Raw genomic sequence first — 23536 nt, 5'->3', positions numbered from 1 at the left:
CACCTGACAGGTTTTCAAAACCTGTCAGGTGTTTATCCTTTGTAAATCGTGAAAGCAAAACTCAAAGCGTTCTCACAACGCCTACTCAATTGGATTAAACGCAACAAAAAGAAATCAGCCATAGGATTTATTCTTTTGGTGGTGTATTACTTTTCGTTGCCAAGAGTTTTATTCGAAGAACCTTATGCCACCGTAATCGAAAGCAGTGACGGCGAATTGCTCGCAGCCAAAATTGCACGAGATGGGCAATGGCGTTTCCCGGCTCAGGACAGTGTTCCAGATAAGTTTAAAAAATGTATCGTGTATTTTGAGGACGAACATTTTTACTATCATCCGGGATTCAATCCGGTGGCGATGGTCAAAGCTTTTCAGCAGAATAGAAGTGCCGGCAAAGTTGTTCGCGGTGGCAGTACGTTGACCCAACAAGTCATTCGGTTATCGCGCAAAAACAAAAAGCGAACGTATTTCGAAAAGGGAATTGAAATGATATTGGCCACAAGATTAGAATTCCGTCATTCCAAAGAAAAAATTCTTGAGTTGTATGCTGCTCATGCGCCTTATGGCGGTAATGTGGTTGGATTGGAAATGGCTTCTTGGCGGTATTTCGGCGTGCAATCGTATCAATTATCTTGGGCAGAAAGCGCGACTTTGGCGGTGTTGCCCAATGCGCCGAGTTTGATTTATCCCGGTAAAAACCAAATCAAGTTACTGCGAAAACGCAATGCTTTGTTGCTCAAACTTTACAACGAAAAAATCATCGACAAGCTGACTTACGAATTGGCTATCAAAGAACCATTGCCGCAAAAACCGTATAATCTGCCACAGATTGCACCACATTTGTTGCAAAGAATCGCCAAAACCGATGAAGGAAAACGCATCAAAACGACCATTGATATTTCGTTGCAAAACCGTGTAAACCAAATTGCGCTTCAGTATTACAATCAGTACAAACAAAACGAAGTACACAACTTGGCGATTATGGTCATTGATATTCAAAACCGCAATGTGATTAGTTATGTGGGTAATTCACCAACCGATAAAGACCACGACAAAGATGTCGATATCATAGGCGCTCCGCGAAGTACGGGTAGTATTTTGAAACCGTTGCTATTTGCCTCCATGCTCGATGAAGGCGAATTGTTGCCCAATACTTTGGTTGCCGATATTCCCACGCAAATTTCGGGGTATACACCTCAGAATTTTAACCTGACGTTTGACGGTGCGGTTCCAGCACAAAGAGCGTTATCGCGTTCGTTGAATATTCCATCGGTCTTGATGTTGCAGGAACACGGCGTGCATAATTTTTATGAACTGACCCAGAAATTAAAACTCAAAAACATCAACCAACATCCGGATCATTACGGACTGTCGTTGATTTTGGGCGGTGCCGAAAGTAATTTATGGGATTTGTGTCGCTCCTATGCGAATATGTCTTCCACGATTAATTATTTCAATCAATCGAGCGGGAAATACCGAACTAAAGAATTCACCGAGTTGAATTATGTCAACGGCTTCGAACAGGATTATGGCGACGACAGTTTTCAGAAAAATATCTTTGGCGCAGGTTCGATTTATTTGACTTATAATGCCATGAAGGAAGTCAATAGACCGGAAGGAGATGAAGCCTGGAAGTTTTACGATTCGTCGTTAGAATTGGCATGGAAAACCGGAACCAGCTTTGGGAATCGCGACGCTTGGGCTATTGGAACTAATTCTCGTTACGTAGTCGGTGTCTGGGTTGGAAATGCGAATGGTGAAGGCAGACCGGAACTAACCGGTGTTGGAAGTGCCGCACCGATATTGTTTGATGTCTTTAATTTGTTGCCCAAAAAGAAATGGTTCCAACCGCCGTTGAACGATTTGGAATACGCTGAGGTTTGTAGTTTAAGCGGCCATTTAGCCCAAGACGATTGCCCGAAAACCAAGCAATTAATCACGCGAAGAGGAAAGAAGACTTCGGTTTGCCCGTATCACAAATTGGTGCATTTGGATGCGACACTACAATTCAGAGTGAACAGCAGTTGCGAAGATGTGGATAAAATCGTTTCCAAAAAATGGTTTGTGTTGCCGCCGGTGATGGAATGGTATTACAAGAGTTTGCATATTGATTATAAACCGTTACCGCCATTTCGGGAAGATTGTAAACAAGACCAAAAAGCCGCCATGGATTTTATTTATCCTAAAACCAACAGCAAGATTTATTTGGCCAAAGATTTCAATAGTAATGTACAGCCCGTGATTTTAAAAGTGGCCCATTCCAACCGAGAAGCCAAGTTGTTTTGGTATGTAGACAACGAATACAAAGGCACAACCCAAACCTTCCACGAAATGCAGATTACAGCCGAAACCGGGATTCATTATATTACCGTTGCGGACGAATTTGGGAATGAGATTAAGAGACGAGTAGAGATTATTAAGGATTAATAATGGTTAACAATCTTTAATAGCTTTTCCATCTTAAAAAGTACACAAAAACTATAACAGCCAAGGCTTTAATACTTCTATTTTTGCGTTAACCAAAATCCCGTTAGGGATTCAACAATGGTAGAATATTAATTAAAATTGATTAAAATCCCGTTAGGGATGATATTAAATGTCCAACACATACACCCAAATTCATATCCAATTTGTTTTCGCTGTAAAATACCGCGACGGTTTAATTCATTTGTCTTTTAAAGACGAATTATACCAATATATGGCCGGAATAATCAAACATCACAAACACAAATTACTAGTAATTAACGGAATGCCCGATCACATCCATATATTGGTTGGGATGCGTCCAACACAATCGCTGTCGGATTTAATGCAAGATATTAAAGGAAGCTCATCAAAATGGATTAATGAGAGAAAGTTTCTCAAAGTAAAATTTGAATGGCAAGAAGGTTATGGTGCGTTCTCTTATTCTAAATCTCAGGTTAATAATGTGATTAATTATATTAAGAGCCAAGAACATCATCATGCCAAAAAGTGTTTTAGACAGGAATATTTAGAGTTTTTAGAATTGTTTGAGGTTGTGTATGATGAGCGTTATATTTTTAAAGATCCAATTTGATTATATCATCCCTAACGGGATTTTTTTTAAACATGTTTATTGTTGTTACCCAAATTTAATCCCTAACGGGATTTTTCTGAGATGTTTTATTGTTATAGGTTGAATCTTTAGAAAGCAGTTTACCCTAGCCCGGATAGCAGTGGAAATCCTTTTTCGTTTTCTCGATTTATGATTGAAACCGCAGTAGTGCTGACGAAAAAGATTGCAACGTATAGCCGGATTAGCTTCTAACAAAAACAAAAAAACCGCCAATCTCACGAAAGGCGGTTTATTCTTTTATTCTTTAATTTCATTTCCTTGGTTGTCAAAGAAATGGTATTCTAAATACGTGTAAGCGTCACGTTTGAAATTAAAAGGAGGACTGCCAGTGGCAGTCAGGTACACAAGCTTCAGCTTGTTTTTAGACATAAAAAAACCATCCGCGTTATAAAACGGGATGGTCTTTTCTTTTTATTCTTTAATTTCATTTCCTTGACTGTCAAAGAAATGGTATTCTAAATACGTGTAAGCGTCACGAGGTATGATTTTCACCCACTTTTTATGTTCAAAAAACCATTTTGAACGTAATGATGGAAAACCTTTTTTAAGGTATGCTGCCACGAATGGGTGAACGTTAAGTTTCACACCATTGTGGTCTTTGATAATCTTTTCGAGGGAGAAATTAATCTTGTCTATAATTTGGATTGGTGCATCTACATCACCGCTCAAATTGTTCGGATTTTCTTCTCTGGTCTCTATGTTAACTTCAGGTCTTACGCGTTGACGGGTGATTTGGACTAATCCAAATTTACTCGGCGGTAAGATCTTGTGTTTGGCTTTGTCGTCGCTCATTTCTTCTCTAAGGAAGTTGAACAACACTTGGCGATTGTCCGGATTTTGCATATCGATAAAATCGACTACAATAATACCACCCATATCGCGCAGACGCAATTGTCGTGCGATTTCGGCAGCGGCTATCATATTCACTTCGAGTGCGGTGTCTTCTTGGTTGGTGGCTTTGTTAGAACGGTTGCCGCTATTCACGTCGATAACGTGTAAAGCTTCGGTGTGTTCTATAATTAAATAAGCTCCTTTACTCATGGATACCGTGCGCCCAAAAGAGGTTTTGATTTGTCGCTCAATATGGTATTTCTCAAACAATGGCACGTCTTTCGACTGATAAAGCTTCACTATTTTTTGTTTCTCAGGCGCTATTTCGGCTAAATAGTCCTTTGTTTCTTGGTACAACTCTTCATCATCTGTTTGAATACTCGTGAAAGTATCATTGAATACATCTCGCAATATGGAAGAAGCTTTGTTAAGCTCTCCCAATATCTTGGACGGATGATGAGCGGTTGGTAATTTTTTACACATTGCAGTCCATCTATTCATTAAGTTCTGCAAATCTTTTTCTAATTCGGCTATGCTTTTGCCTTCGGCTACTGTTCTCACAATAACCCCGAAACCTCTTTGTTTGATGGATTGCACTAGTTTTTTCAAACGGTCTTTTTCTTCTTTGGATTCTATTTTTTGCGAAATAGAAACGCGGTCAGAAAACGGAACTAAAACTACAAATCTTCCCGCGAATGACAGCTCGGTGCTGATTCTTGGTCCTTTGGTAGAAATAGGTTCTTTGACTACTTGAACTAATACGGATTGATTGGCACTCAGAATGTCTGATATTGTACCATCTTTATCAATCTCTTTCTCAAACTGGAAGTTTTTTAGGGAGAAATCTTTTAGTTTACCTGCGCTTACAAGTTTTATGAATTTCAAATAAGAAGCCAAGTTTGGTCCTAAATCGTGGTAATGTAAAAAGGCATCTTTTTCAAAGCCTACGTTTACAAAAGCAGCATTTAGACCGGCAACTGGTTTTCTGATTTTGGCGATAAAAATATCACCAACCTGAAAGTTGCTTGTGTCTTCCTGTTTGTGTAATTCAATTAGTTTTCCATCTTTTAATAAGGCAAAATCTACAGCATCTTCACCACTACGGATGATTAATTCTTTATTCATGTTGTAAATTTTTATCCGAACTATTTGGTTTCGGGTTTCAGGTTTCTGGTTTGGGGTTTTTCAACTCGCAACTCGTAACCTTTCAACTCGCAACTGAATTGTTAGGATGGATTAAACATTTAACAGGTATTGTTTATTACCCGGTGAATTTTAGACGGTTAGATTGTTAGATTGTTAGACTTCTTAGATTATCTAAGTTGTCTAAACTGTCTAAGCAGTCTAAGTTGTCTAATTTTCGATTTCAATGAACTTTTTTTAAAAAAAGAAAAAGTAGTTTAGAACTACTTTTTCTTTTTGTGTCGGTTAGCTCTCGCTCTCTTTTTACGTTTGTGCGTCGCTACCTTATGTCTTTTTCTTTTTTTACCACTTGGCATAAGTTCGTCTTTTTGTGATTAATAAATAAGTTTTATACTGCTACTTCAGTATTGGTTTTTACTGATTCTACAAATACTTTAGCAGGTTTAAATGCCGGAATGTTGTGAGCAGGAATTTTTATAGTAGTATTTTTAGAAATGTTTCTTCCTGTTTTTTCAGCTCTTGTTTTGATAATAAAGCTACCAAAACCTCTTAAATAAACATTGTCGCCAGTTTCTAATGAAGTTTTCACTTCTTCCATAAATGCTTCAACTGTTGCTTGAACATCTCCTTTTTCAAGACCTAATTTTTCTGAAATCTTCGCTACGATATCTGCTTTCGTCATTTTCTTTCGTATTTTAATATTATGTGTAATTTTTTGAGGTTGCAAATATATGAATTAAAAAAACAATATTTCAAGCATAATCTATTAAAATTTAATAACATAAACTTTTATTTTTGTAAACGATAATTTAACTATGAAATTCCCTAATCTGCTTATTCAATGGTATTTACAAAACAAACGTGATTTGCCATGGCGAAATACGGTTAAGCCTTACTTTATATGGTTGTCCGAAATCATGTTGCAACAAACTCGTGTCGCACAAGGATTGCCCTATTTTTTACGTTTTACTGAAGCTTTTCCAACCGTTTTTGATTTGGCCAAAGCAAGCGAAGAAGACGTATTGAAACTCTGGCAAGGTTTGGGGTATTATTCCAGAGCGAGGAATTTGCATAAAACAGCCCAAAAAGTTGCGTTTGAGCTCAATGGTGAATTCCCTAAAACTTATACCGAATTACTAAAACTAAAAGGCATAGGCGAGTACACTGCCGCGGCGATTGCGTCTTTCTCTTATAATGAAAGCGTTCCGGTGGTTGATGGGAATGTGTACCGGGTTTTATCGCGCTACTTTGACGTAGAAACCGATATTGCTTCTTCAGGAGCTAAAAAAGAATTCACTCAATTGGCTGCCGAATTATTACCTAAAGGTCAAGCGAATTTATTCAACCAAGCCATCATGGAGTTTGGAGCACTGCAATGCACGCCTAAAAATCCGGATTGCAGAAATTGTATTTTTAACGACAGTTGTGCGGCGTTGCAGAAGAAGAAAGTGGCTTTGCTTCCGGTAAAATCGAAAAAGGTTAAAGTAAGAATGCGTCATTTTAATTACCTGATTTTTTCGGATGAAAACGAAAATACTTTACTACAGAAACGCACTGAAAAAGGCATTTGGCAAAATTTATATGAATTCCCTCTATTAGAAACGGAGAATGAATTGATAGAAGAAGAACTTTTGACACTAATGCAAAATCAACAATTTGTGCCCAATGAAGTGCTCAATATCCATTGGTACAATTCGGAAACAACGGTTCATAAATTATCACACCAACATTTAAACATCAATTTTTGGAAAATAGGAGTGAAAGGAAAGCTTGCAAACGGAATTAACTGGGAATCAGCGAAGAAAATGCCATTTCCGATTGTAATTTTTAATTTTATTGAAAAAGAAAGGTTTTAGTTTTTAAAAAAAATTGTAAATTTGAAAGACTCAAGGCTTAGCCGAATTGTGTGGAACGCAGTGTAACAAAAGAAATAGTTCAAAATGAATGGTACATTAAATAAAGTGATGCTAATTGGTCATTTAGGAGACGAAGTGAAAATGCACTATTTTGAAGGAGGCAATTGTATCGGACGCTTTCCTTTGGCTACCAATGAAGTTTACATCAACAAGCAAACCAACGAAAAAATAACCTCGACCGAATGGCACAATTTAGTGGTGCGAAACAAAGCTGCAGAAATTTGTGAAAAATATTTATCCAAAGGCGATAAAATCTACATTGAAGGAAGAATCAAATCGCGCCAATGGCAAGCTGAAGATGGCACAACAAAATACACCACGGAAATTCAGGTGACAGAATTTACTTTTTTAACCACAAAAAAAGAAATCGAAGGGGTGAAAGCACCTCAAAATCTTGAACCAAAAAATAGTAATTTTGAAGCCTCAAATCCGGCGAATCACGAAAATGATTTACCGTTTTGATATTGTTTAACTAACCCTGTTGCCTTTGGACCCGGAGCCCAGTTTTACCTTCTTAGATAATTTAGACACCAATTTACTTTTTGGAAGTATCGCTATCGCCTTATTGCTCTTTTGTTCGGCTATGATTTCGGCAGCTGAGGTTGCTTTGTTTTCGCTTACACCAAATGATATAACCAAACTCGGAAATGAAAACCCGCACAAGGCCAATTTAATTTCTAAACTTTTACAAAAGCCAAAAAAATTATTGGCCACGCTTTTATTAGCCAATAATTTTGTCAATATTGGCGTGGTTATTATTTTTTCCTTTGTGGGCAATTCTGTTTTTTCGGATATAGAATCACCGATTATAAAATTTGTTGTAGAGGTTATTTTAATCACTTTTCTAATTTTGCTTTTCGGAGAAGTATTGCCCAAAGTATATGCCAGTCGGAACAATATAAAGTTCTCAAAATTTATTGTAGGGGCTTTATTTGTATTAGACCAACTGCTCTCACCAATTAGTTTGCCAATGCGATCGGTTTCCGTTTTTTTACATGATAAATTAGGCAGACAAAAATCTAATATTTCAGTAGACCAATTGTCTCAAGCGTTAGAAATGACTTCCACAGACGATACTACTTTTGATGAGCAGAAGATTTTGGAAGGCATAGTATCTTTCGGAAACACCGACACCAAACAGGTCATGAGCCCGAGAATTGATATCTTTGCGCTCGAAATTGAGGAATCTTTCGCCGATATTTATGCTAAAATTGTAGCTAAAGGGTATTCGAGGATACCGATTTTCAGAGAAAGTATTGATCACATTGAAGGCATTCTCTTTGTGAAAGATTTAATTCCGCACATTCACAAGAAAGAGTTTGATTGGAACCCATTAATGCGCGAACCGTTTTTTGTGCCCGAAAATAAAAAGTTGGATGATTTGTTGAAAGATTTCCAACGCATGAAAAGTCATTTAGCAATTGTAGTCGATGAATATGGCGGCACCTCTGGCTTGGTTTCTTTGGAAGATGTAATAGAAGAAATTGTCGGCGATATTTCCGATGAGTTTGATGATGAGAATATTAATTTCTCTCAAATTGATGAAAAGAATTTTCTTTTTGAAGGCAAAATCAATCTCAAAGATTTCTACCGAATTGTCGATGTAGACGAAGAAGCTTTTGAAGACCGAAAAGGTGAAGCGGAAACCTTGGCCGGATTTATATTAGAAGTATTGGGCAATTTTCCCAAAAAAGGACAGAAGATTCATTTTGCCTCCGTCTATTTTACGGTTGAGGTAGTGGATAAAAAAAGAATCAAACAATTAAAAGTAACCCTTGAATAATAGATTATGATAAACAAGACAATTGGATTTTTAACCGTGGTTTTACTTTTGAGTTTTACCGCTTGCAAAGATGATGTGCTGCCTAAACCGGCCAGTCAATTGCGCTTGGATTATCCATTAGCACAATATGCCGCTTTTAGTAACCATTGTCCGGTTGCTTTTGATATCAATGAAGATGCCATTATTAAAGAAGATAAAAATTGTGGTTTTTCGATTCATTACCCAAAAATGAAAGCCACCATTTACTTGACTTATAAACCGGTGAATGGAGATATCAATAAGTTATTGAGAGATGCGCAAAAACTGACATACGAACACGTAATCAAAGCCGATGATATTTTGGAACAACCTTATATCAATCCGGACAAGAAAGTCTATGGTATGTTTTACCAAGTAAGAGGAAATGCCGCCACTAATGCCCAGTTTTATGCCACTGACAGCATTAAACATTTTGTTACCGGTTCGGTTTATTTTTATGCCAAGCCTAATTTCGACTCGATTATGCCCGCTGCGGATTACATCAAAAACGACATGCAACAATTAATGGAAACGATTCAATGGACCCAAGGCCGTTAAGCCGAACGGAGCGGCACGAGCAAAGCGAACTGGCGAAGCAAACTAAATAAAAAAAGGAACTCTTTTGAGTTCCTTTTTTTATTATATCAATTGGAGATTATTTTGCGGCTACCACTTTATAAGTAGCTCCGTCTCCGGTGGCTTCGACAGTTGCAAATAATTTTTCAGGGGTTAAAACTGCTGCATCAAATTCGACTCTAGCTTCTTTTTTATCAAAATCTACGGTGGCTTTTTGCACGCCGTTCATTGCTGCTAATTCTTTTTCGATGGTTTTAGCACATCCCATTGAGCAAGTCATGCCTTCTATTTTAAAACTGGCTGTCTCAGGTTTAGCTGCAACTGCCGGCGCTTTTTTTTCTGTAGCGCTGGTTTCTTTGGCATCATCAGTGGTAGGTTTACTTGCGGTCTCTTTACAACTGAAAAGTAGCGTAGAGACCATGCCGAAGGTTAGTAATGATTTGGTGAAATTCATGGTATTTATTTTTTAAATTTTAATTGCTTGTTTGTCAAGGCAAAAATAAATAAAAATAAAAGTTATTATTCTTAAAATAATTACAAAATTTGAAGTCTGATATTTACCTATGAAGCCACCACAGTTTAAATGGATTATTTTGATTGTACTTGCCTTGATTTGGGGAAGTTCTTTTATCCTAATCAAAAAAGGATTGGTGAGTTTGAATCCTTTTCAATTGGGTTCACTTCGAATTATCTTTTGCGCTTTGTTTCTTTTGATGATTGGGTTTAAAAATGTGGCTTCAATTCCGTTGCACAAGTGGAAATACATTGCTTTGACTTCTTTATTCGGCACTTTTATTCCTGCGTATCTTTTTGCGATTGCTCAAACAGAGATTAATAGTTCAGTGAGTTCGATACTTAATTCATTAACGCCCTTGAACACTTTAATTTTAGGCGCGATTGTGTTTGGTTTGGATTTTAAGCGCACACAAATTTTTGGGGTAGTAGTTGGGCTTATCGGTACGATGTTGCTAATTTTCAACGGAGCGATTCACAACCCGAATCAGAATTATTGGTACACAATACTAGTGTTGATTGCTTCAATTTGTTATGCGATGAACGTGAATTTTATCAAGAAGTATTTATCCGATTTAAAACCTTTGACCATAACGGTTGGGAACTTTTTAGTGATGTTGTTTCCGGCTTTAATCGTTTTGTCTTTTACCGATTTCTTTTCGGTGGTTCAAGTAAAAGAAGTGCAACACGCAATGATTTTCGTAGCGATTTTAGGTATCATCGGAACCGGAATTGCTAATGTTCTTTTTTATAAACTGATACAGATTTCCTCTCCGGTTTTTGCGACTTCGGTTACTTATTTAATTCCGGTTGTGGCTTTCTTTTGGGGTTTGTTGGATAACGAAATGTTGACGCCGGTTCAGTTTGTTGGTGCTTTTATTATTTTGATAGGCGTTTATCTTTCGAGTAAAAAATAAAAAAAGACCGCTATTGCTAACGGTCTTTCCTTTACTCTATATAAATTTCAACTATTGAAAATCAGCATCTGAAACGCCTTCGTTGATTTTAACTTCTGATATTTTAATATCTAATTCAATCCCAACATTCATAATAGTATTAAAAGGAACTTTAACCCCTTTGACATCACGATAATCATTATAAGAAGTTACTTGTGTTACTTTTTGTCCACCTTGATCAACTGTTGAAGCTTCAGCCGTTTTTAGTCCGGTTTTAACATCAAAGTAATGCGTTGTGTCACCATCAACTACGGTGTAAGCATCGCTACCATTCATTGGTTCGATACCGGTTACAGTAACTCCGGCTTTGGTTGGTAATAGAGTTTCACTGAATAACACAGCGCTTTCTTTCATTTTAGCTAATTCTTCTCCTTCAAACACTTTTTTCTGACCTTGTTGCATAGCATAACCGCTGTTACCATTAATTACTTGTTTCATTAACGAACCCATACCGGCCATTGACAATTCAACCATCATTCTTCCTTTAGAATCAATTTTAGCATTGTATGATAAAGGCATCGGTGCTTGAGGAATTTTAGTTGAACCCAATGAAGCTATTGATTTTACAGATTTTACCGCTTTATCGCCACCAATGGCAGCTACATAAGCATCAACTATAGTTTTAACTGTTACGCCGGTAGGAACCGGTTTTTTCAGGGCTGGTTTTTCTGTTGGATTACCAAATTTATCAAAGTAGAAAATTGGAATTTTTCTGCTTTCCAATCCTGCTAGTACTTCAGAAGCTTTTCCAACCACCAATATTCTTAAATTATCGGCTAAGAAATATTTGTTGGCCACTCTCATGATATCATCCGGAGTAACCGCATTGATATTTTTGATGTAGTTTTCATAAAAATCAGCCGGTAAGCCTTCTGTTTCAATATTTAAAGCATAACGCGCTACAGTAGCCGGTTTTTCAACTTGCATAACGAAACGACCCACATATCCTGCTTTTACACTATTTAATACTTCTTCACTAACTTTTTCAGTTCTGATTTTTTTCAATTCGTTTAAAGCTTCTACTACGGCACTATCAGTAACTGCGTTTCTTACTTGAGTATTGGCTTTGAAAACACTGTACATGTTTTTGTCAAATCCAACGCTTGAACGAGCACCATAAGTCCAACCATGAGCTTCTCTCAAATTCATGTTTAAGTAACTATTGAAATCTCCACCATAAACCTGATTGGCTAAAATTACCGGGAAGAAATCGGCATCAGACATTTTTAAATTAACGGTATTTAAAATGGTGATTTCCGATTGTACCGCATTGGGCATGTCTACAAAGTTGATTTGAGAATATTGAACGTTGGCTGGGTTTGAATAAGTCAAATTTGGAGCCGTAGCTTTTACCCAAGAACCAAATAATTTCTCAACGGTTTTCTTAACATCTTTAGTTTTAACATCACCAACAACTACCAAATAAGCGTTTTGAGGGACAAAATAAGTTCTGTAATTGTTTTTCACATCTGCTAAAGACACGTTTTTAATGGTTTCTTCAGACAAATATTCACCGGCAGGATGGTTTTTACCATAAGCTAAAACACCTTCAACTCTTCCGGCAACTGCGGTAACACTTTTTTCTTGGGTTTTTAAACCTTCGATTAATTTGTCTCTTTCTTTATCAAATTCCTCTTGGGTAAAGTTGGGCATCAATGCCCCTTCAGCCATTAATTCCAATATTCTTTTAGAATGTTTTGACAAACCGCTGGCACTGGCGCCTGAAGCAAAGAAATTAATGCTAGCACCAAGAAAATCGATTTCTTCGTTGAAGGCATCTTTAGAAGTTTTGGTTGAACCGTTACCAATTAAGCTACTGGTTAAATCGGATACTCCTTTTTTATCTCCTTCAGCATACGGAGTGTTGTCTATAGTTAAACTAAAAGAAACTCTCGGTAATTTATTATTTTCAACCACCAAAACTTTCAATCCGTTTGGCAAAGTAAAAGAGGTTGGTTTTTTGATGTTCAAAACCGGTGCTGGACCTGGTTTTGGCTGTGTTCTGTCCTGTGCTTGCATAATTATGGTTAAAAACAAGCTTGATAATACTATAATTGTTTTTTTCATGATACTTTGAGTCTTAGTTTTGAGCTTTGTCTTTGGCTGGAACATAATCCAAAATCAAGCGTTGATTAGGATTTAAATATTTTTTGGCAGCATCTCTAATTTCTTCACGAGTGATAGAGCGGTAAATTTCGATTTCAGTATTGATCAAATTAACATCTCCGTATAACATGTAGTAAGTGGCTAAATTTTCGGCAACTCCTTCAATACTGGCGTTGTTGTTAACATAATTACTTTCATTGATGTTTTGTAATTTTTGGAAATCTTTTTCAGATATTAAATCTGTTTGTAGTTTAACGATTTCTTCATCAATTTCTCTAACCAAGTCAGCCGAAGTATTTTCGCCTTGCGGCATTCCGTAAAGAATATATTGTCCGTAATCTTCTTGAGCGTAATTGAAAGCGGCAACTACTAAAGCCATTTTCTTATCGTCAACAATTTTCTTGTATAATTTTGAACTTTTTCCATTGCTCAAGTAAGTAGAAATCATATCTAAAACTCTCGCCTCACGAGTTTTCATTGATGGAATTCTGTAGGCAGCTACCATCATTGGTTTTTGGATGTTTGGATCTTCGTAAGTTGCTTTGATGGTTTCAGTAATCGGAGCTTCTGTGAAAGTTTGTTTTTTGATTTCAACACCTCTTGGAATTGGACCAAAATATTTTTCAATCCATGCTTTAGTTTGAGCGATGTCAATTTGACCTGCTACTACTAAAACCGCATTGTTTGGCGTGTAGAATTTTTTGTTGAACGCTTGAAACTCCTCTAAAGTTGCAGCATCTAAATGTTCCATTGAACCAATTGGGGCCCAACGATAAGGATGGTTTTTAAACATGTTTTTCTTAACCTCGGCAATCAAATTTCCGTAAGGTTGGTTATCAACACGTAGTCTTTTTTCTTCTTTTACTACTTCGTTTTGAGTATCAACACCAATCTGGTTGATTACCGGATGCATTAATCTTTCGGATTCCATCCACAATCCTAATTCGGTATTGTTAGAAGGGAAAACTTCGAAGTAATAGGTTCTGTCTTCAGAAGTGTTGGCGTTGTTTGTTCCTCCGTTAGAAGTTACTATTTTAAACCATTCACCTCTTTTGATGTTTTCAGTTCCTTCGAATAATAAATGTTCAAAAAAGTGAGCAAACCCTGTTCTTTCCGGATTTTCATCTTTAGAACCTACATGGTACATTACAGACGTTATTACCACTGGAGCCGATGGATCGTTGTGTAAAATTACGTGAAGACCATTAGGTAAATCGTACTCTTCAAAAGCTACCTTTTGAGCATGCGCTGTTCCTCCAAGCATAAGCAATGAACTTAAAGCAATTAATGATTTTTTCATAAAAAATTGAAATTTTTTCGTTGATTGTTTTGTTAGTTAACTAACCTTTAGTTTTGTTACACCAAAAGTACTTTTTTTTCTCTAAAATCTTTAGAATTCTCTAAATTTCTGTTGCCAAGTCTAATTCCTTGAAGGATAGCGATAAACTTTTTTCAGTATACTGTTGCGTGTAACAGAAATAGTAGTATATTTGCACACTTAAAAAATTAATTAAACATCATTGTTATGTACGCAATCGTAGAGATAGCAGGGCAACAATTTAAAGTTAGCAAAGACTTAAAAGTTTATGTTCACCGTTTGGCTAATGAAGAAGGTTCAAAAGTTTCTTTTGACAAAGTTCTTTTATTAGATGATAATGGCAACATTACTTTAGGCGCCCCAGCTATAGAAGGTGCTTCAGTAGAAGCCAAAGTGTTACAACACTTAAAAGGAGACAAAGTAATCGTTTTCAAAAAGAAAAGAAGAAAAGGATTCAAGAAAAGAAACGGTCACAGACAGTATCTTACTCAAATTGTAATTGAAGGTATCAGCGCAACCGGCGGTAAAAAAGCGGCTAAAGCTGAGAAAGCTACAGAACCAAAAGCTGAAAAAGCAGCAGCAGAGCCAAAAGCGCCAAAAGCGAAAAAAGCCACCACTGAAGCTCCAGCAACAGAAGAAAACAACTAATATTTAAAACTTATACGTCATGGCTCACAAGAAAGGTGTCGGTAGTTCTAAGAATGGTAGAGAATCAGAATCGAAACGTTTAGGTGTTAAGATTTATGGTGGTCAAGCTGCTATTGCTGGGAATATCATCGTTAGACAAAGAGGTTCTAAACACAATCCGGGAGAAAACGTTTACATGGGTAAAGATCATACTTTACATGCAAAAGTTGCCGGAGTAGTGAAGTTTCAAAAGAAATCAGACAACAAATCATTTGTTTCTGTAATTCCTTTCGAAGCATAAGAACAAACTCTTATTAAAATACAAAACCCGTTCAGCAATGAGCGGGTTTTTTGTTTAGCTTCGCTCAGTTAGCCTTTGGCTCGGGTTAGGAGCGAATCGCTCGGGCTTTCTTGGTTTCCATGTTCCCGCTTTCCGTTATACTTCGTGCCACTACAATCGGGGCTAATTAGGATTTGTCTTTTGTGTCTGGTATATCATCCCTAACGGGACTTTTCTTTTACATAAATTATTTTTGCTCCCCATATTAAATCCCTAACGGGATTGAAATAAAAAACCTTCACTTCTCAGCAAGGGTTGTGCTTTGTTTCAATTTCAGAATGCATTTTGAAACACAAATTGTGTCAAAATTTCCAAAATTCTTTTTTTGCCACAGATATTGTGTCAAATTTTTAAAAGTAAATTTTTGACACAGAATTATTAAGGATAAATTGTGTTCAGTATAAATATTTTCTTTACATCAGCCAATAAAAAAACCCTCACTTTTCAGCAAGGGTTTATATCTAATATTTAAAATCTGAAATTTAATATCAGATTAGTATCTGTAATACTCCGGTTTGTATGGTCCTTCAACAGCAACGCCAATATAAGCCGCTTGCTCGTCATTTAAGGTTTCCAATTCAACACCTAATTTAGCCAAGTGTAAAGCCGCTACTTTTTCATCTAAATGTTTTGGTAACATATACACTTCGTTATTGTAAGCCGCACTGTTGGTCCACAACTCGATTTGTGCCAAAGTTTGGTTAGTAAAGGAGTTACTCATTACAAAACTTGGGTGACCGGTTGCACAACCTAAGTTTACCAAACGACCTTCAGCCAAAATAAGAATATCATTTCCGTTGATGGTATATTTGTCTACTTGTGGTTTGATTTCTATTTTTGACGCACCGTAGTTTTTGTTCAACCAAGCCATGTCAATTTCGTTATCAAAGTGGCCAATGTTACAAACGATAGTTTTGTCTTTCATTTGCTCGAAATGGCTTCCCATAACGATATCTTTATTTCCTGTTGTCGTGATAATAATATCGGCAGTTTTGATAACCGTGTTTAATTTTTTCACTTCAAAACCATCCATAGCTGCTTGTAAAGCACAGATTGGATCGATTTCTGTAACCGTAACAATTGAACCGGCACCTCTGAAAGAAGCCGCAGTTCCTTTACCAACATCACCGTAACCACAAACGATTACTCTTTTTCCGGCCAACATAATATCGGTAGCACGACGAACCGCATCCACAGCTGATTCTTTACAACCGTATTTGTTGTCAAATTTAGATTTAGTAACCGAGTCATTTACGTTAATAGCCGGCATGAATAACGTTCCGTTTTTCATTCTTTCGTACAAACGGTGAACTCCTGTAGTAGTTTCTTCAGACAAACCTTTGATTCCAGGAATTAATTCCGGGTAACGGTCGAATACCATATTGGTTAAATCTCCACCATCATCTAATATCATGTTCAATGGTTTTCTGTCTTCACCAAAGAATAAAGTTTGTTCAATACACCAATCAAAAGACTCTTCATCCAAACCTTTCCAAGCATACACTTGAATTCCCGCAGCAGCAATAGCTGCAGCAGCTTGATCTTGAGTAGAGAAAATGTTACAAGATGACCAAGTAACTTCTGCACCCAAAGCAATTAAAGTTTCAATTAAAACAGCCGTTTGGATAGTCATGTGAAGACATCCGGCAATGCGAGCGCCTTTTAAAGGTTGGCTAGCACCATATTCAGCGCGAAGTGCCATTAATCCCGGCATTTCAGCTTCCGCCAATTCGATTTCTTTTCTTCCCCAAGCTGCCAAGTTAATATCCTTAACTTTGTAAGCTACAAAAGGTAATGTTTGTGTACTCATCTATTATGTATATTTGTTTTTTAAAATAGTGGTGCAAAATTACACAATAGGATAGAATTAAAAAAACGTTTTCTATTTTTTTGTGATTTGTTTAGCTACTTAATTTTCTGAAAAACAAACAGATAATTTAAAAAATTACCCATGTCGTTACTAAAAATCAAAGCTTTAAACGAAACCACGCATTTATACGTTTGGAAAATCACCGAAACTTTCGATGAACTTTTTCGCACAGTGGCGTTAAAAGACGTTTCATTAGCCAGACTAGAAGGCATGAAAGCCGAAAGCCACCAAAAAGGTTTTCTCAGCGTGAGAAGACTATTGATGGAAGCCGGCTACACCGATTTTGATTTGTTTTATGATGAGTTTGGAAAGCCTCATTTAAAAGACGGCAAACACATTTCCATCTCGCATTCCAATGATTTTTCGGTGATTGTTTTGAGTGAGGACAATATTGGTGCCGATTTAGAAATTCTAAAAGAAAAAACGATGAAATTGGCTCCAAGATTTATGGATGTAAAGCATTTGCAAAACCTTTCAGAGGATGATTTGTTAAAAAAAGCGACTGTAGTTTGGGGCATCAAAGAATCAGTATTTAAAATAAAAAATGAAGTCGGAATCAGTTTTAAAGACCATATTTTTGAAAATGATTTTGCCTTGACAGATGAAAAATGTACCGTTGAATTGAGGTTTAATAACCAAGTAGAACACTTTGATATTCTTTTTGATTTTATCGAAAACTATGCTTTTGTGTGTGCTTTTGAAAAAAAATAATGAGAGACCTTTACCAAGAAATTCTAAAAGCCCAACATCAAAAACAAAAACTATTAGCCATCCTTTTGGATCCTGATAAATTGACTTTGGAATCCATCACTAATTTGGTTTCTAAAATCAGTCAATCTCCGGCAACCCATATTTTAGTGGGCGGAAGTTCTTTTGAAGGCAATCATTTAGAGGAATTGATCCTTTTTCTCAAACAAAATTCGCATTTGCCAATTTTGCTTTTTCCGGGAAACTCCACCCAAATTTCCGCAGCAGCTGATGGTATTTTGTTTTTGCAATTACTTTCAGGAAGAAATTCGGAGTACTTGGTTGAGCAACAAATTAAAGCCGTACCTGTTTTAGAAAAAACCAACTTAGAAATCATCTCAACCGGTTACATCCTTATTGAAAGCGGAAGTGAAACCGCAGTAGAAAGAGTTAGTCAAACCAAACCCTTAGACCGAAATAATTTTGATTATGTAGCCCAAACTGCTAAAGCCGGAGAGTTTATCGGAAATAAATTAATCTATCTCGAAGCCGGAAGTGGTGCACAAAAAGCGGTTCCCATAGAAATGATTACAACGGTGGCTAAACGAATTTCTGTGCCTTTAATTGTTGGTGGCGGCATTCGTTCGAAACACGGAATCGAAGAGGCATTCACTGCCGGAGCGGATATGGTCGTCATCGGAACGGCTTTTGAAAATGATCTAAATTTTTTTGATTAATGCTAGAATTCCTATTTTCTCAATATGAAAACTATCCAAACTACGAAATTGTATTAGAGTTGGGAGCTATATTTTTTGGATTATTAAGTGTGTGGTTTGCCAAAAAAGACAACATTTGGGTATTTCCTACAGGAATAATCAACACAGCGATTTATGTATATTTGCTATGGAAATGGTCTTTGTTAGGTGATATGATGATTAATTTTTACTACGTCGTCATGAGTATATACGGGTGGTATCATTGGACCAGAAAAAAAGATAATGTAATCGAATTTCCTATTTCGAGAATGAATACTGCAGAGAAAAAATGGTCACTCATCATATTTGTGTTAACTATCGCTTTTGTAGTCATTGTTTATACATTTTTTGATAAATTTACCCACTGGACTTCCTACGTTGATACTTTCGTTACCGGAATTTTCTTTGTCGGAATGTGGTTAATGGCGAAACGGAAAATAGAGAATTGGATTTTGTGGATTATTGGCGATATTATCTCCATCCCAATGTATTTTGCCAAAGGCTATTCGTTTACCAGCATGCAGTATTTACTATTTACAATCATTGCCATTTATGGCTATTTAGAATGGAAGAGCATTTTACAAGAAAAGAAAGTTTAGCCAAAAAATACAAACTAACGGAAACCGACTTTGAACAAATCAAAGCGCACGGTATTGCTTTGGATAAGATTGAAGGAGAACTTTTGTTATTTCAATCCGGAATTCCAAAGATTTATTTAGAAAGACCGGCTACGATAGGCGATGGCATTGTCAAATTATCCCACGAAGAGTTTCAAAAACAAGCGGCCTTTTTCGACCAAAAAAAATCAACGCTTAAACTTAAAAAGTTTGTTCCGGCTTCCGGAGCGGCAAGCAGAATGTTTAAATTCTTGAGCGAGTTTTTAATTGAATTCGACCACGAAAACGAAACCATTAACGCTTACATCAACCGAAAGAAAGATAAAAATCTTCCGATTTTCTTAGCCGGTATCGAAAAGTTTCCTTTTTATGATGAAATAAAATCAAAGTTAAAAGAACTTCACGCCAATTATTATTCGCTCGAAAGACACGAAAAAAGTTATCACTTTATCAAATTGATGTTGGCTACCGATTATTTTGATTTTGCCAACAAACCCAAAGCAGTGCTCAACTTTCACAAATATGCTGACCATATCGCTACACCGGTTGAAGAACATTTAAACGAATGTGCCTTTTACGCAACCTCCAACTCGGTTTCAAATTTGCATTTTACGGTTTCAGAAAATCATGAAGAGCTGTTCCAAAAAAACATCAGCGAAGTAAAGGCCAAAGTTGAAAAAAAATCAAATACTAAGCTAAATGTTAGCTATTCTTACCAAGATAAAAGCACCGATACCATTGCAGTTGGCTCTAATAATCACCCTTTTAGAAATGATGACGGTACGTTGGTTTTTCGTCCGGGCGGACATGGCGCGCTAATTAATAATTTGGACAATTTGGAGGCCGATATTATTTTCATCAAGAATATTGATAACGTAATTCAAAATCATATTGATGAAATTACACTTTACAAAAAAGGATTAGCCGGAATTTTATTGGAATTACAAGAACAGATTTTTCAAATATTAACCGATATTGATCAACAAAAAATAAAAGAAAGTACTATTGCTTCCATTGTCAATTTTATGAAGCAAAAACTCAATATTGACGTGTTGGAGGATTTCAATAAATATACTTTGGAGCATAAAATCGACTTCATTAAAAACAAATTAAACCGACCGATTCGCATTTGTGGAATGGTAAAAAATGAAGGCGAACCCGGTGGCGGACCATTTTGGGTGAGAAGTTTTAAAGGGAATGTTTCATTGCAAATCGTAGAAAGCGCTCAAGTTGATTCTCATAATTCAGAACAAACGAGCCTATTAGCCAAAGCGACTCATTTCAATCCGGTGGATTTGGTTTGTGCAACTAAAAATTACAAAGGTCAAAAGTTTGATTTAAAACAGTTTGTTGATCACAGTACAGGTTTTATTGTTCACAAAAACAATAAAGGAAAAGAAATCAAAGGCTACGAACTACCGGGTTTGTGGAATGGCGCTATGGCCAAATGGATTACCGTTTTTATAGAAGTGCCCTTAGTAACTTTTAATCCGGTGAAGACTGTAAATGATTTATTAAAACCGGCACACCAACCCCAATATGAAAACTGAGGTCATACTTGCCGAGCTTCAATTTAAAGCAGTCAGAAGTTCAGGTGCAGGCGGTCAAAACGTCAATAAAGTGTCCTCCAAAGTAGTGCTGACTTTTGATTTAAAAAATTCGCAAGCACTCACAGTTGAAGAAAAAGAATGGCTTTTGGCTAAATTGGCCAACAGATTAACTTCGGAACAAATTTTAATCCTAAACTGCGACAAAGACCGAAGCCAACTTAAAAACAAAACCATTGTGACCAAACGTTTTTTGGAACTAATCAACAAATCTTTAATTGTTCCGAAGAAAAGAAAAGCGAGTAAGATTCCGCGTTCAGTCATCGAAAAAAGAATCAAAGCCAAACGAAATCTTTCCGAAATCAAGCAGAATAGGAGAAAACCACATTTTTGAAATTTCAATTTCAATGTCAAAAATCAATAGCAATAATTCTGTCACATTTATTATCATTGAATTTTGCTATTGCCAATGCTTTTTTTATACCTTTGCCTCGTCTCAAAGGGGTGCTCTAAATAACGAGCTGAGATTATACCCAACGAACCTGGAACAGGTAATGCTGTTTAGGGATTAGATAAGACAAAAGTGCACGTTTGTCCTGTCGAGAGTATCAATTTAATTTTTTAACCAAGAATAATTACCCCTTTTATTCGTAACATTTTACGAATGAAAACTTTATTCAAAACAAGCAAGAAGACATTTCTAATCTCTGCTTTCTGCTTTCTGCCTTCAGCTTTCTTTGCTCAAGAAAAGCAACAAGACACTACAAAAGTGAACCAACTAAACGAAGTCACAGTTTCGGCGGTTAGAGCCAAAGGCAAAAATCCAATTACTTTTACCAATGTAGGTAAGAAAGAAATCGAACCGCGAAATTTGGGGCAAGACATTCCCATTTTACTCAATTACTTACCGTCTGTAGTTACTACCACTGATGCCGGAAATGGCGTTGGCTATACTTATATGAGGGTTCGTGGTGCCGATGGTTCGCGAATCAATGTGACTTTAAACGGCATTCCATTCAACGACAGTGAAAGCCAAGGCACTTTTTTTGTCAATTTGCCCGATTTTGCTTCTTCATTAGAAAGCATTCAGTTGCAACGCGGCGTTGGAACATCCACCAATGGTGCCGGAGCTTTTGGAGCAAGTTTGAACATGCAAACCAAATCCTATCAGGAAAACGCTTATGCCGAAATTGCTAATTCCGCCGGAAGTTTCGGAACCCGAAAACACACTTTAGCTTTTGGAACAGGATTGCATAATAATTTTGAAATGAATGCCCGATTTTCCAATATTGCTTCTGATGGGTTTATTGACCGCGCTTCATCTAATTTGTTCGGTTATTTTTTTAATGCCAATTATGTAACCCAAACGACTTTGATTAAAGCACTGGCTTTTGGCGGAAAAGAGAAAACGTATCAGGCTTGGTATGGCATCGAAGATCCGGAAAAGTTAGCTAATGACAGAACGTTCAATCCGGCAGGGATGTATTTTGACGAAAACGGAAATATGCAATTCTATGATGACGAAACGGATAATTACACGCAAAATCATTTTCAATTGCATTGGTCCGAAAAGTGGTCTGAAAAATGGATTACCAATACCGCATTGCATTACACTATCGGGAAAGGCTATTTTGAACAATACAGAGAAGACGAAACTTTATCCGATTATAATTTACCCGATTTTCAAGGCAATGCCATTTCAGATTTAGTTCGAAAAAGATGGCTGGATAACGACTTTTTTGGTGCCACTTTTTCATTGAATTATAAAACCGCTAAAACCGATGTTTTACTTGGCGGAGCGGCAAACCGTTATTTAGGCGATCATTTCGGAGAAGTAGTGTGGACGCAGTATTATGTGCCGAATGAAAACCGTTATTACAACAACATAGGCAATAAAGACGATGTAAATTTTTACGCCAGAGCTTCTCAGCAAGTCGAAAAACTCAATATGTTTGCCGATTTGCAGTACCGAATGGTTTTTTACGAAGCCACCAGTTTTCGATTTAGTGATGTAAATGATACGTTTCGTTTTTTCAATCCCAAAGTAGGTTTGAATTATGATTTAAATGACAAAAACTCGTTTTACGGTTATTTTGGCGTCGCCAATAAAGAGCCAAGACGCGATGATTACGAGAACGGAAGTGTAAAACCGGAGCGTTTGTTTGATTATGAATTGGGCTGGAAATACAATTCGAAGAAAGTAAAAATTACCGCTAATGCTTTTTATATGAACTATCTCAATCAATTGGTGTTGACTGGTGCTTTGAACGATGTTGGTTCGCCAATTTTCACCAATAGCGGTAAAAGTTACCGACTTGGTATAGAGATTGAATCGGTGATTGCGTTGACTGACCAATTGATTTTGAATCCCAATGTCACATTGAGCCAAAATAAAAACCGGGATTTTTACTTCCAACGTGATGGTGTTTTGCAAAATTTAGGCCATACTGATATTGCTTTTTCCCCAAATGTAGTTGTTGGAAACAGACTAACTTACTTACCGGTAAAAGATTTCCAAATTTCGTTGTTGTCTAAATTTGTAGGCGAACAATACATGGGCAATATCGATTCGGAGAATTCAAAACTCGAGGCTTATTTTGTCAATGATTTGAATGCTTCCTATGAATGGAAAATCAACAAAGGAGTAAAGTCGATTTTGTTTTCAGCTTTGGTCAATAATTTATTCGATTTGGAATATGAATCCAATGGTTATTTTTATACGTATGATGACGATTGGAGCAATCCTGGAAGCATTACAACGCTGGAAGGCGCAGGATTTTATCCACAAGCCGGAATCAATTTTATTGCAGGATTGACTTTGAAATTTTAGCCTAAAAAA

At 36.7% G+C, this 23536-nt stretch carries 21 protein-coding genes; 15 read left to right on the top strand and 6 right to left on the bottom strand.

Going from position 1 to position 23536, the window contains the following annotated elements; all coding sequences use genetic code 11:
- The first annotated feature begins 48 nt into the window (after positions 1-48).
- Entirely contained in the window at positions 49-2424 is a 2376-nt protein-coding gene (gene pbpC, locus ICG50_RS00450; protein WP_187658945.1) for a penicillin-binding protein 1C, read from the top strand.
- Positions 2425-2593: 169 nt separating this feature from the next.
- Entirely contained in the window at positions 2594-3055 is a 462-nt protein-coding gene (tnpA, locus tag ICG50_RS00445; protein WP_187658944.1) for an IS200/IS605 family transposase, read from the top strand.
- 450 nt (positions 3056-3505) lie between these two features.
- Here the strand turns inward: tnpA and ICG50_RS00440 are convergent, their stop codons facing one another.
- The gene (locus ICG50_RS00440; protein WP_187658943.1) at positions 3506-5050 is read right to left on the bottom strand and encodes an Rne/Rng family ribonuclease; all 1545 of its coding nucleotides are present in this window, start codon (positions 5048-5050) and stop codon (positions 3506-3508) included.
- 406 nt (positions 5051-5456) lie between these two features.
- Positions 5457-5780, bottom strand: coding sequence for an HU family DNA-binding protein (locus ICG50_RS00435; protein WP_262886121.1), 324 nt, complete (start codon positions 5778-5780; stop codon positions 5457-5459).
- Positions 5781-5883: 103 nt separating this feature from the next.
- Here ICG50_RS00435 and mutY point away from each other — a divergent pair, with 103 nt between their 5' ends.
- The 4 genes from mutY to gldD all read left to right on the top strand — a co-directional run bounded on the left by mutY (position 5884) and on the right by gldD (position 9343).
- A complete protein-coding gene (gene mutY, locus ICG50_RS00430; RefSeq protein WP_187658942.1) occupies positions 5884-6924 on the top strand; it encodes an A/G-specific adenine glycosylase in 1041 nt (346 codons plus the stop codon).
- 84 nt (positions 6925-7008) lie between these two features.
- Entirely contained in the window at positions 7009-7446 is a 438-nt protein-coding gene (locus tag ICG50_RS00425) for a single-stranded DNA-binding protein (RefSeq protein ID WP_187658941.1), read from the top strand.
- Between the two features lie 25 nt (positions 7447-7471).
- Positions 7472-8767 (top strand): gliding motility-associated protein GldE, encoded by a 1296-nt coding sequence (gldE, locus tag ICG50_RS00420; RefSeq protein ID WP_187658940.1) that lies wholly within the window; start codon positions 7472-7474, stop codon positions 8765-8767.
- Between the two features lie 6 nt (positions 8768-8773).
- The gene (gene gldD / locus ICG50_RS00415) at positions 8774-9343 is read left to right on the top strand and encodes a gliding motility lipoprotein GldD (protein ID WP_187658939.1); all 570 of its coding nucleotides are present in this window, start codon (positions 8774-8776) and stop codon (positions 9341-9343) included.
- Between the two features lie 97 nt (positions 9344-9440).
- Here the strand turns inward: gldD and ICG50_RS00410 are convergent, their stop codons facing one another.
- Positions 9441-9815 carry a heavy-metal-associated domain-containing protein gene (locus ICG50_RS00410; protein WP_187658938.1) on the bottom strand — a complete coding sequence of 125 codons (375 nt, stop codon included), beginning with the start codon at positions 9813-9815 and terminating at the stop codon, positions 9441-9443.
- Positions 9816-9924: 109 nt separating this feature from the next.
- On the opposite strand from ICG50_RS00410, the gene ICG50_RS00405 reads away from it, so the two are divergent.
- Positions 9925-10791 carry a DMT family transporter gene (locus tag ICG50_RS00405; RefSeq protein WP_187658937.1) on the top strand — a complete coding sequence of 289 codons (867 nt, stop codon included), beginning with the start codon at positions 9925-9927 and terminating at the stop codon, positions 10789-10791.
- 51 nt (positions 10792-10842) lie between these two features.
- On the opposite strand, the gene ICG50_RS00400 is transcribed toward ICG50_RS00405, so the two are convergent.
- Together ICG50_RS00400 and ICG50_RS00395 are read right to left on the bottom strand one after the other, a co-directional pair.
- A complete protein-coding gene (locus ICG50_RS00400) occupies positions 10843-12897 on the bottom strand; it encodes a M16 family metallopeptidase (RefSeq protein WP_246448705.1) in 2055 nt (684 codons plus the stop codon).
- A gap of 13 nt (positions 12898-12910) precedes the next feature.
- Entirely contained in the window at positions 12911-14236 is a 1326-nt protein-coding gene (locus ICG50_RS00395; protein WP_187658936.1) for a M16 family metallopeptidase, read from the bottom strand.
- A 225-nt stretch (positions 14237-14461) separates the two neighbouring features.
- On the opposite strand from ICG50_RS00395, the gene rplU reads away from it, so the two are divergent.
- Both rplU and rpmA read left to right on the top strand, forming a co-directional pair.
- The gene (gene rplU / locus ICG50_RS00390) at positions 14462-14902 is read left to right on the top strand and encodes a 50S ribosomal protein L21 (RefSeq protein WP_121311977.1); all 441 of its coding nucleotides are present in this window, start codon (positions 14462-14464) and stop codon (positions 14900-14902) included.
- A gap of 19 nt (positions 14903-14921) precedes the next feature.
- On the top strand, positions 14922-15182 hold the full coding sequence (gene rpmA, locus ICG50_RS00385; RefSeq protein ID WP_121311976.1) for a 50S ribosomal protein L27: 261 nt from the start codon (positions 14922-14924) through the stop codon (positions 15180-15182).
- Positions 15183-15714: 532 nt separating this feature from the next.
- Here the strand turns inward: rpmA and ahcY are convergent.
- On the bottom strand, positions 15715-17031 hold the full coding sequence (gene ahcY, locus ICG50_RS00380; RefSeq protein ID WP_187658935.1) for an adenosylhomocysteinase: 1317 nt from the start codon (positions 17029-17031) through the stop codon (positions 15715-15717).
- 141 nt (positions 17032-17172) lie between these two features.
- Between ahcY and ICG50_RS00375 the strand changes: the two genes are divergently transcribed.
- The 6 genes from ICG50_RS00375 (at position 17173) to ICG50_RS00350 (ending at position 23527) form a co-directional block, all read left to right on the top strand.
- A complete protein-coding gene (locus ICG50_RS00375; protein ID WP_187658934.1) occupies positions 17173-17802 on the top strand; it encodes a 4'-phosphopantetheinyl transferase family protein in 630 nt (209 codons plus the stop codon).
- Positions 17802-18515: a phosphoglycerol geranylgeranyltransferase gene (locus ICG50_RS00370; protein WP_187658933.1), complete on the top strand. Its 714-nt coding sequence runs from the start codon at positions 17802-17804 to the stop codon at positions 18513-18515. Before ICG50_RS00375 ends, ICG50_RS00370 begins: the two co-directional genes overlap by 1 nt.
- Positions 18515-19132, top strand: coding sequence for a nicotinamide riboside transporter PnuC (pnuC, locus tag ICG50_RS00365; protein WP_187658932.1), 618 nt, complete (start codon positions 18515-18517; stop codon positions 19130-19132). Before ICG50_RS00370 ends, pnuC begins: the two co-directional genes overlap by 1 nt.
- A complete protein-coding gene (locus tag ICG50_RS00360; protein WP_187658931.1) occupies positions 19099-20700 on the top strand; it encodes a DUF4301 family protein in 1602 nt (533 codons plus the stop codon). Before pnuC ends, ICG50_RS00360 begins: the two co-directional genes overlap by 34 nt.
- Positions 20690-21091 (top strand): alternative ribosome rescue aminoacyl-tRNA hydrolase ArfB, encoded by a 402-nt coding sequence (arfB, locus tag ICG50_RS00355; protein ID WP_187658930.1) that lies wholly within the window; start codon positions 20690-20692, stop codon positions 21089-21091. The genes ICG50_RS00360 and arfB overlap by 11 nt, the downstream gene beginning before the upstream one ends.
- Positions 21092-21361: 270 nt before the next feature.
- Positions 21362-23527, top strand: a complete 2166-nt coding sequence (locus ICG50_RS00350) for a TonB-dependent receptor (RefSeq protein ID WP_187658929.1) — start codon at positions 21362-21364, stop codon at positions 23525-23527.
- The last annotated feature ends 9 nt before the right edge of the window (positions 23528-23536 follow it).

Source organism: Flavobacterium buctense, assembly GCF_014486695.1.
Taxonomy (GTDB): domain Bacteria; phylum Bacteroidota; class Bacteroidia; order Flavobacteriales; family Flavobacteriaceae; genus Flavobacterium; species Flavobacterium buctense.
The sequence above is the reverse complement of the archived record's forward strand: the minus strand, read 5'-3'. Positions and strand labels throughout refer to the sequence as shown.